The 8,072-nt window shown below is 69.2% G+C and carries 6 protein-coding genes and 2 pseudogenes; 6 read left to right on the forward strand and 2 right to left on the reverse strand.

Translation table 11 applies throughout. The annotated features are described in order from the left end of the window. Both GWK61_RS50615 and GWK61_RS50620 read left to right on the forward strand, forming a co-directional pair. Positions 1 to 319 (forward strand): annotated as a pseudogene (locus GWK61_RS50615) (ABC transporter ATP-binding protein); the annotation flags it as partial. Positions 320 to 358: 39 nt separating this feature from the next. Next, on the forward strand, positions 359 to 988 hold the full coding sequence (locus GWK61_RS50620; RefSeq protein WP_194921128.1) for a response regulator: 630 nt from the start codon (positions 359 to 361) through the stop codon (positions 986 to 988). Here GWK61_RS50620 and GWK61_RS50625 read toward each other — a convergent pair. Beyond that, on the reverse strand, positions 981 to 1,319 hold the full coding sequence (locus GWK61_RS50625) for a DUF1330 domain-containing protein (protein WP_194921124.1): 339 nt from the start codon (positions 1,317 to 1,319) through the stop codon (positions 981 to 983). The genes GWK61_RS50620 and GWK61_RS50625 overlap by 8 nt on opposite strands. A 142-nt stretch (positions 1,320 to 1,461) precedes the next feature. Between GWK61_RS50625 and GWK61_RS50630 the strand changes: the two genes are divergently transcribed. Next, complete coding sequence (locus tag GWK61_RS50630) at positions 1,462 to 1,608, forward strand: hypothetical protein (RefSeq protein ID WP_194921125.1); 147 nt, start codon at positions 1,462 to 1,464, stop codon at positions 1,606 to 1,608. Positions 1,609 to 1,751: 143 nt separating this feature from the next. On the opposite strand, the gene ppc is transcribed toward GWK61_RS50630, so the two are convergent. Further along, a complete protein-coding gene (gene ppc / locus GWK61_RS50635; protein WP_323748144.1) occupies positions 1,752 to 4,562 on the reverse strand; it encodes a phosphoenolpyruvate carboxylase in 2,811 nt (936 codons plus the stop codon). A 171-nt stretch (positions 4,563 to 4,733) separates the two neighbouring features. Here ppc and lepB point away from each other — a divergent pair, with 171 nt between their 5' ends. From lepB to GWK61_RS50650, 3 genes and pseudogenes are all read left to right on the forward strand, one after another. Next, the gene (lepB, locus tag GWK61_RS50640; RefSeq protein ID WP_194921126.1) at positions 4,734 to 5,687 is read left to right on the forward strand and encodes a signal peptidase I; all 954 of its coding nucleotides are present in this window, start codon (positions 4,734 to 4,736) and stop codon (positions 5,685 to 5,687) included. Positions 5,688 to 5,834: 147 nt separating this feature from the next. Continuing rightward, a pseudogene (locus GWK61_RS50645) lies at positions 5,835 to 6,293 on the forward strand (alkaline phosphatase family protein); the annotation flags it as partial. A 26-nt stretch (positions 6,294 to 6,319) separates the two neighbouring features. Continuing rightward, on the forward strand, positions 6,320 to 7,972 hold the full coding sequence (locus GWK61_RS50650) for a recombinase family protein (RefSeq protein WP_194921127.1): 1,653 nt from the start codon (positions 6,320 to 6,322) through the stop codon (positions 7,970 to 7,972). Positions 7,973 to 8,072 lie beyond the last annotated feature (100 nt).

Genomic DNA, 8,072 nt, shown 5'->3' on the forward strand with positions numbered 1-8,072 from the left:
GGGGCAGCGGATGCGGTTCCGGCCGTCGGAGCCGGTGGAGGACGCGCAGTTGCTGGCGCTGCCGGAGGTCCGCGGTGTGGAGCGGCACGGCGCCTACCTGGAGGTGACCGGCACCTCGGAGGTGATCGGCGCGGTCACCGCGTATCTGGCCCGGCGGCAGATCATCGCCGCTGAGCTGCGTGTCGAGCAGAGCAGCCTGGACGACGCGTTCATCGCACTCACCACTCACACCACCGCAGCTGCCACCACTGGCACCAGCACCGCCATCGACACCGTCACCGACACTGCTACCACCACCGCTACCGACGGGGAGTCCTGATGACCACCGCGCCCCACGCCCCACGCCTGCTGCCCGAGCCTGCTGATCGTGGACGACCACCCGATCGTCCGCGACGGCCTGCGCGGCGTCTTCGACGGCGAGCCGGGCTTCGAGGTGGTCGGGGAGGCTGCCGACGGGGTGCAGGCGCTGGCGCGTTCCGCCGAGTCGGGGCCCGATGTGGTGCTGATGGATCTGCGGATGCCGACCATGGGCGGAGTCGACGCCATCCGGCGGCTGCGCGTCGAGCAGCCCGCCGTCAGGGTTCTGGTGCTGACCACATACGACACCGAGTCCGACGTCCTGCCCGCGATCGAAGCCGGCGCCACCGGCTATCTGCTGAAGGACGCCCCGCGCGAGGACCTCATCCGGGCCGTCCGCGCTGCGGCGGCGGGCCAGCCGGTGCTGGCTCCGACGGTGGCGCAGCGTCTGATGACCCGGGTCCAGGCGCCCCCTGCGGCCGCCGCGCCGGCCACCGACGCGCTGACCGAGCGCGAGCTGGAAGTGCTCCGCCTCGTCGCGGCCGGCACCACCAACCGGGAGACCGCTCGCAGCCTGTTCATCTCCGAGGCCACGGTCAAGACGCATCTCCTGCACGCCTACGCCAAACTCGGCGTTCGCGACCGCGCCGCCGCGGTGTCCGAGGCGTACAAGCGCGGCCTGCTCACATGAGCTTCGCCAGCTTCGCGGCGGTCTCGCCGACCTGGTAGTCCCTCGGCAGCGTGTCGAAGAGCACGATGTCGGCCGCCATGTGATCGGTCCGCAGGTGCTTGATCGCCTGGTACTCCGGCGAGTTCCACCAGCCGCGCACGGACTCCGGGTCGGGGAACTCGATGAGGATGAGGTCCTGGGCCCACGAACCCTCCACGACCTCCTTCTCGCCGCCGTGGAAGATGAAGCGTCCACCGAAGGGATCCATCGTCCCCTGGATCCGCTCCAGGTACTCCACGATGTCCGGGCAGAGCTCGACGGAACGAACGTTTGCCAATGCGTAGGCACTCATCTCGCTGGTCTCCTCAAGCTGTCGTATTCGCTGACGAGATCAAGCTTCGCAGGGCCGTGACACCTGGCGCGATTACTCCCCAGGTAATAGATTCCTAGATCACGGGGCGGGCCGAAAACAGTGCTTAACCTGGGAGTTGTGGATGTCGTCGATGGGAATGGTCCTGAACGGTTTCATCGCCGCGGCGGTCGGCGGGATCTGTGTGTCGGGACTGTTCAAGCGCGGCAGGGAGCGCCGGGTGTCGCGGGTCAGCGGCACCGCCGAACGGTACGAAGCGCCCGTCAGATAGCAGTGGCCTCAGCGGCCTCAGAACAAACACAGACCTCGAGAACCAACACAGAGCTTCAGAACACAAGAGGGCGGCGTCCAGGTGGACGCCGCCCTCTGCCTTTCTGCCGTTCTTGCCGATCCCGCTGTTACCGCCGCATCCGCTCAGCCGGTGTTCTTCAGCCCGGCGGCGATGCCGTTCACCGACAGCAGCAGCGCCCGCGCCAGGTCCGGGTCCACCGGCCGGCCCGCCTTCGCCGCCTCCCGCTGCCGCTTGAGCAGCGAGACCTGCAGGTACGAGATCGGGTCCAGGTACATGTCGCGCACCCGCAGCGTGCGGGCCAGCGTCGCGTTCTGCCCCAGCAGCTCCGACTCGCCGGTGATGCGCAGCACCTCGGCGACCGTGCGCTCGTACTCCTCGGTGATGGTGTCGAAGAAGTGGTGCAGCTCGCGCGGGACCAGGGTCTCGACGTAGTGCCGGGCGATCCGCAGGTCGGTCTTCGCCAGCGTCATCGAGACGTTGCTGAGGAAGTTGCGGAAGAAGTGCCAGCGCTCGTACATGTCCTGCCAGTCCACGCCGGCGAAATCAGGGTTCTGCCGGACCGTGGCCAGCCCGGTGCCGACGCCGAACCAGCCCGGCACGATCTGCCGCGACTGCGTCCAGCCGAACACCCACGGGATCGCGCGCAGGCCGTCGATGCCGGCCGAGGTGTCCGGGCGGCGCGAGGGCCGGGAGCCCAGGTGCAGGTCGCCGAGCAGATCCACGGGCGTCGAGGCGAAGAAGTACGCCGGCAGGTCCGGGTGCTCGACCAGCTCGCGGTAGCGGTCCTGGCCCGCGGCCGAGACGCCCTCCATGGTCGCCGACCAGGTCGCCAGGTCCTCCGCGGACTGGCGCGGGGCCCGGTGCAGCACCGTGGCCTCCAGCGTCGCGGCGAGCGTCAGCTCCAGGTTCTCCCGCGCCAGCGCCGGGATCGCGTACTTGTCGGAGATGACCTCGCCCTGCTCGGTCACCTTGATCTCGCCGTCGAGCGTGCCCCACGGCTGGGCCAGGATCGCGTCGTGCGACGGGCCGCCGCCGCGCCCGACGCTGCCGCCGCGGCCGTGGAACAGCCGGATCCGGATGCCGTGCCGCAGCGCGGTGTCGCGCAGCTCGCGCTGCGCGCGGTGGATCTCCCACTGCGAGGTGGAGATCCCGCCCATCTTGTTGGAGTCGCTGTAGCCGAGCATGACCTCCTGCACGCTGCCGCGCGCCGCGACGATCGCCGCGTAGGAGGGGTCGGACAGCATCTCGTCCAGGATCGCCCCGGCGATCTTCAGCTCTTCGGGCGTCTCCAGCAGCGGCACGAACCCGATCGCGGCGGTGCGCGCGTGCACGTCCACCAGACCGGCCTCGCGCGCCAGCACCACGGCCGCGAACAGATCGTCCACGCCGCGGGTCATCGACACGATGTAGGACTCGATGACGTCCGGGCCGTACTTCTCGAACGCCGTGCGGATCGCGGTGAACACCCCGAAGGTCTTCGCCCCGGCGGCGTCCAGCAGGGTCTCGGACGGCACCTGGCCCAGCGGGGACAGCGGCCGCGAGGAGGCCAGCTCCTTGGCCAGCAGCCGGGTCCGGTAGTCGCGCGGCAGGTCGGCGTAGCGCCAGGGCTGGTCGCCGAGCCGGTCGAAGAGCTGCGCCAGCACGTGGTGGTGGGCGTCGGCGTGCTCGCGGATGTCCAGCACCGCGTGGTGCAGGCCGAAGGCGGCGACCGTGCGGATCGAGGTCTCCAGCTCGCCGGTGGCGATCAGCTCGCCGCGGTCGGCGTGCAGCGACTCGCGCATCAGGCTCAGGTCGCGCAGCAGCTCCGAGGTGCCCAGGTAGTCCCGGCGCGGGTCGTGCTGGCGGCCCTCGGCGATCCGGGTCCGGGTGTTGAGAAGCTTCTGCCGGATCGTCGTCGCCTTGAGCCGGTACGGCTCCTCGGCGTTGAGCCGCTTGTAGCGGTTCGGGATCTCCGGCAGCGCCTCCAGGTCGGCGTCCAGGGACGCCCGCAGCGCGTCGGTCGGCGCCGCGATCCGCTCGGAGGTGGACAGCAGGTCGCGCAGCGAGTCCATGGTGGCCAGCGCGGTGCGGATCGCGTGCTCGTGCTGGAGCTCCAGCACGTCCAGCGTCATCTGCGGCGTCACGTTCGGGTTGCCGTCCCGGTCGCCGCCGATCCAGGAGCCGAAGCTCAGCGGCCGCGCGGACAGCGGCAGCTCCACGCCCAGCCGCCGCAGCTCGAACGCCAGCTCCTCCAGCACCTCCGGGGCGGCGTGCGCGGCCAGCTCGTCCAGGTAGTAGACGGCGTTGCGGGCCTCGTCGACCGGCTCGGGCCGGGTGATCCGCAGCTCGTCGGTCTGCCACAGCTGCTCGACGGTCTCGGCCAGGCGGCGCTCGTTGTACGCGGTCTGCGGCGCCTCCAGCAGCTCGGCCACCTTGCGCAGCTTGGCGAGCACGGTGCGGCGCGCGGCCTCGGTCGGGTGCGCGGTGAAGACCGGCCGGACCGACAGGTGCGACACCGCGTCGGCGGCCGTGCCGGCCAGCCCCGCGGCCTGGATCCGGTCCACCGCCTGGCCCAGCCACGAGCCCTCGGCGGCCCGGGTGGCGGCCAGCTCGCGTCCGCGGTGCACCTGCTCGGCGGTGTTGGCCAGGTTGAAGTAGGCGGTGAAGGCCCGGACCAGCATGATCGCCTGTCCGGGGGCCACCGCGGCGAGCAGTTCGGACACGTCCGCGCCCTGCTTGCCCAACGCGCGGACGGCCTCGACCTGCTCCAGCAGGTCCGGACCGTGCTGGCGGACCAGGGTCTGGCCCAGCAGGTCCCCCAGGCGGCGGATGGCGGCACGCAGCTCGGCGTCGTCGGCCGGGCGCGGGGAGTTCTCGGTCGGGTGGTCTGTCGGGGTCTCTGTCGGGGTCTCTACGGCGGCGTCGTCGTTCTGGGGCGACGGTACGGCGGACACAAGAGCCTCCTGATGCCTGGCTGGATCGTCCCGATTGCTGCCCACTCTAAGCTGGGGTGCGGTTGTTGCCGATCTCCGTCCGGTTACTGGACTGAACCAGTGGGCTCTTCCTAGACCCGGAGATCGGCCATAAAGTGAACCGATATCCCAGGACTGGAAACGGGGGCGCACGTGGCCGCTACTGATCCCGGCGCGGCCGTGGGCTCCCAGCCCGCGGAACCGCCTTTCGGCGACGGCGACGGCTTCGGCGGCAGCTATGGCGGCGGCAACGGCAACGGCTATGGCGGCTACGGCGGCGACAACGGCTACGGCGGCGGCTACCGCTACGGCGAGTCAGGCGACACGCACACGGCATCCGGGGGTCTCGGGCCCGAGACCGACCCGATCGGGGCCGGCGCCGACGGGAACCCCGAGGACCTCACCACCCCCAGCCGTGGCGGCGGCCGGCGCGCCGCCCGGGCCCGGCCGACGAAGCGCCGCCGGATCCCGGCCTGGCTGGAGATCCTCGGCTATGTGGTCATCTCGCTCACGCTGACCTCGCTGATCAAGACGTTCCTGGTCCAGATGTACTACATCCCCTCGCCGTCTATGGAGCCGACGACGTACAAGGGCGACCGCGTCTTCGTCGACAAGCTGTCCACCTGGGTCGGCGGCGCCCCGGCGCGCGACCAGGTGATCGTCTTCCACGACCCGCACAACTGGCTGATGAGCTCGGTTGGCAGCACCGGCGGCGCGATCAACCTGCCGGACATCCTGGCCGCCGTGGGCATCCTGCCGGACCAGCACGACGACCTGCTCATCAAGCGGATCATCGGCGTGGCCGGCGACACCATCGAGTGCAAGACGCAGGACGGCCCGGTGTACCGCGACGGCGTCGCGCTGGACGAGTCCTCTTTCATCATGAACGGCAAGCAGGGGATGCCCTGCTACAACGGCACGTACAAGGTGACCGTGCCGGCCGGCAACCTGTGGGTGCTCGGCGACAACCGCGAGCACTCCGGCGACTCGTCGTGGAACTACCTGAAGAAGGGTGGCGACGCGGGCTTCGTGCCGACCAAGAACGTGGTCGGACACGTCGTCGGGGTCGTGTCCTGGCTGCGCGACGATCATCCCGCGGGTTCGTAGGCCTTTCGGCGAAGTTTTCCCTTGCGGTGGTTGAGTGTTCGTCGTGCTGTGCGGACACTTTGGGAGCGGCCAGCCGCTTCCCCACCACCACCCTTCGGGGGAGGCGCTCCGCGCCCAATGTCCGTTGCCGCAAGGAGCTCCGCCCCCATGACCGCAGTGAATCGTCGTAGGTTCCTCCAGATCACCGGCGGCACCGCCGCCGCGACCTCGATGCCGATGCTCACCGCGAGCATCGCCCGCGCCGCCGCCGTGCAGCCCGCCCGGCGCACCGGCACCATCAAGGACATCGAGCACGTGGTGATCCTCATGCAGGAGAACCGCAGCTTCGACCACTACTTCGGCACCCTGCGCGGGGTGCGGGGCTTCGGCGACCCGCGTCCGGCCCGGCTGCCCAACGGCAAGGCGGTCTGGCACCAGACCGACGCCTCCGGCAACGAGATCCTGCCGTGGCGGCCGGCCGGCGTGCCGGACCTCGGCCTGAAGTTCCTGGACGGCCTGGACCACAGCTGGAACGGCGGCCACCAGGCCTGGAACCACGGCGCCTACGACCAGTGGATCCCGGCCAAGGGCCCGGGCACGATGGCGCACTTCGAGCGGGACGAGCTGGGGGCGTGTCAAAGTAAGCTTTAAGCATGACGAAGCAGCAGGCGAGGGCAATCCGGCAGCAGGTCACAGGGGTTGCGGACGGTGATGGGAACCGTTCGGGGATCATGCTGATCCAGGGCATGTTCTCCTATGTTCCGCAGAACGCGGGTGTGTACGTGCGAATCTCGGATGACCCGCGCGGCTTGGAGCGGGGGGTAAAACGGCAGATCGAGGACTGCCGCGTGAAAGGCGACCTGTTGGGCTGGAAGGTCGGCAAGGAATACTGCGAGAACGACACCAGCGCCTACCGGAAGAAGAAGACGACGCTGCCGGACGGCACGGTGGACTGGCGGGTGGACCGTCCGAAGTGGCGCCAGATGCTTGAGGACCTGTACCACGGCCGGATTGATGGGATCATCGTCTACGACCAGGACCGGCTGTTGCGCCAGCCGCGCGACCTGGAAGACCTGATCGACATCGTGGAGTTCGTCAAGCGCCCTGTCACCGGGATCACCAGCTCTATCAACCTGCTGACCTCAGAGGGACGGATGCTGGCCCGTGTGCTGGCAGCCGCCGCGCTGAAGTCGTCGGAGGACACCGCACGCCGAGTGTCCCGTGCCAAGCTTGAGGACGCCGTGAACGGCACACGGCGCAAGGTACGCCGGTTCGGCTGGACTCTGGACGGCGAGATCATCGAGGACGAGGCCAAGGCGGTGCAGGCCGCCGCCGCTACTGTGCTGAAGACCGGATCGTGGACGTCCGCGACGGTTCTGTTGGAGCACGGTGCGGTACGCCCGATGAGTGCCGAGCACTGGAGTGCAAGCACGGTGCGCAATCTGCTGCTGTCGCCGACGATCGCGGGACTGTCGCTGTATCGGGGGGCGATGCGAGAGAACTCCAACGGCAACATGAACGCGGCCGATCCAGCATCAGACGCGATCAAGGACGCTGAGGGCAACTATGTGAAGAACGGTCTGCCCGAGATTCTAGAGGTGGCCACTTGGGAGAAGCTGTGCCAAATGGTCAAGGACGCCCACGAGGGCAAGCCCCCGGTACTGCCGCCGACGAAGAAGTACCTGCTGTCCGGCATGCTCAAGTGCGGTAGCACACGCAACGACGACACAGTGTGCGGTACGGGTCTGATCGGCACGGTGATTCGGCGCAAGAAGTACCCGGACCGAGTGACCGTGGTCTACAAGTGCCCCGGGGTCGCCCACGGCGGATGCGGCAAAACCTATCGCCAGGCAGCGCCGGTCGACGCGTTCATTACTGACTGGCTGTTCCGGTACCTCAAGCGCAAGGCCCCGCGCCAGACGGCCGCACCCGCCGCGCCGGTCGAGCGCAGCGCGAACGCGGTACGGCTTGAGGAGTTGCAAGAGCGACTTGCGGACATGCGCAACAAGTACAACACCGGAGACCCGAGCGTGAGCAAAGAAACGTTCTTCTCTTCCGTGCCCGCCATGGAGGCCACCATCAAGACGCTCACAGCAACTGTGGCCAAGGAGCAGACCGCACCCGCGCCCCGCTACACCCCTGACGAGGTGGCCGCCGAGTGGGAGCAGGCCGACACGGCGGGCAAGCGCGCGATCCTGTCCCGCTACCTAGTCGCCATCGAAGTGAAGCCATCCGCAGCCAAGGGCCGGGCACCGTTCGACCACACCGCAATCGTCCCGATCCCCAAAGGCGGCGCCAAGCGCTGACCGCCCCAGACGTGACGCGCGCCCCAGCCGGTGATCATCCCGGATGGGGCGCGAAACACGCCATGATCAACACTGGGCGGGTGGGCGGCGGCCCCACATC

This window comes from Catenulispora rubra (assembly GCF_015356825.1).
In the GTDB taxonomy this organism is placed as follows: Bacteria; Actinomycetota; Actinomycetes; order Streptomycetales; family Catenulisporaceae; genus Catenulispora; species Catenulispora rubra.

Bases quoted from the DNA above. Each gene is read 5' to 3' on its own strand.
- GWK61_RS50630 (WP_194921125.1), top strand. From the start codon at position 1,462: ATGTCGTCGATGGGAATGGTCCTGAACGGTTTCATCGCCGCGGCGGTC.
- GWK61_RS50650 (WP_194921127.1), top strand. From the start codon at position 6,320: ATGACGAAGCAGCAGGCGAGGGCAATCCGGCAGCAGGTCACAGGGGTT.
- GWK61_RS50625 (WP_194921124.1), bottom strand. From the start codon at position 1,319: ATGAGTGCCTACGCATTGGCAAACGTTCGTTCCGTCGAGCTCTGCCCG.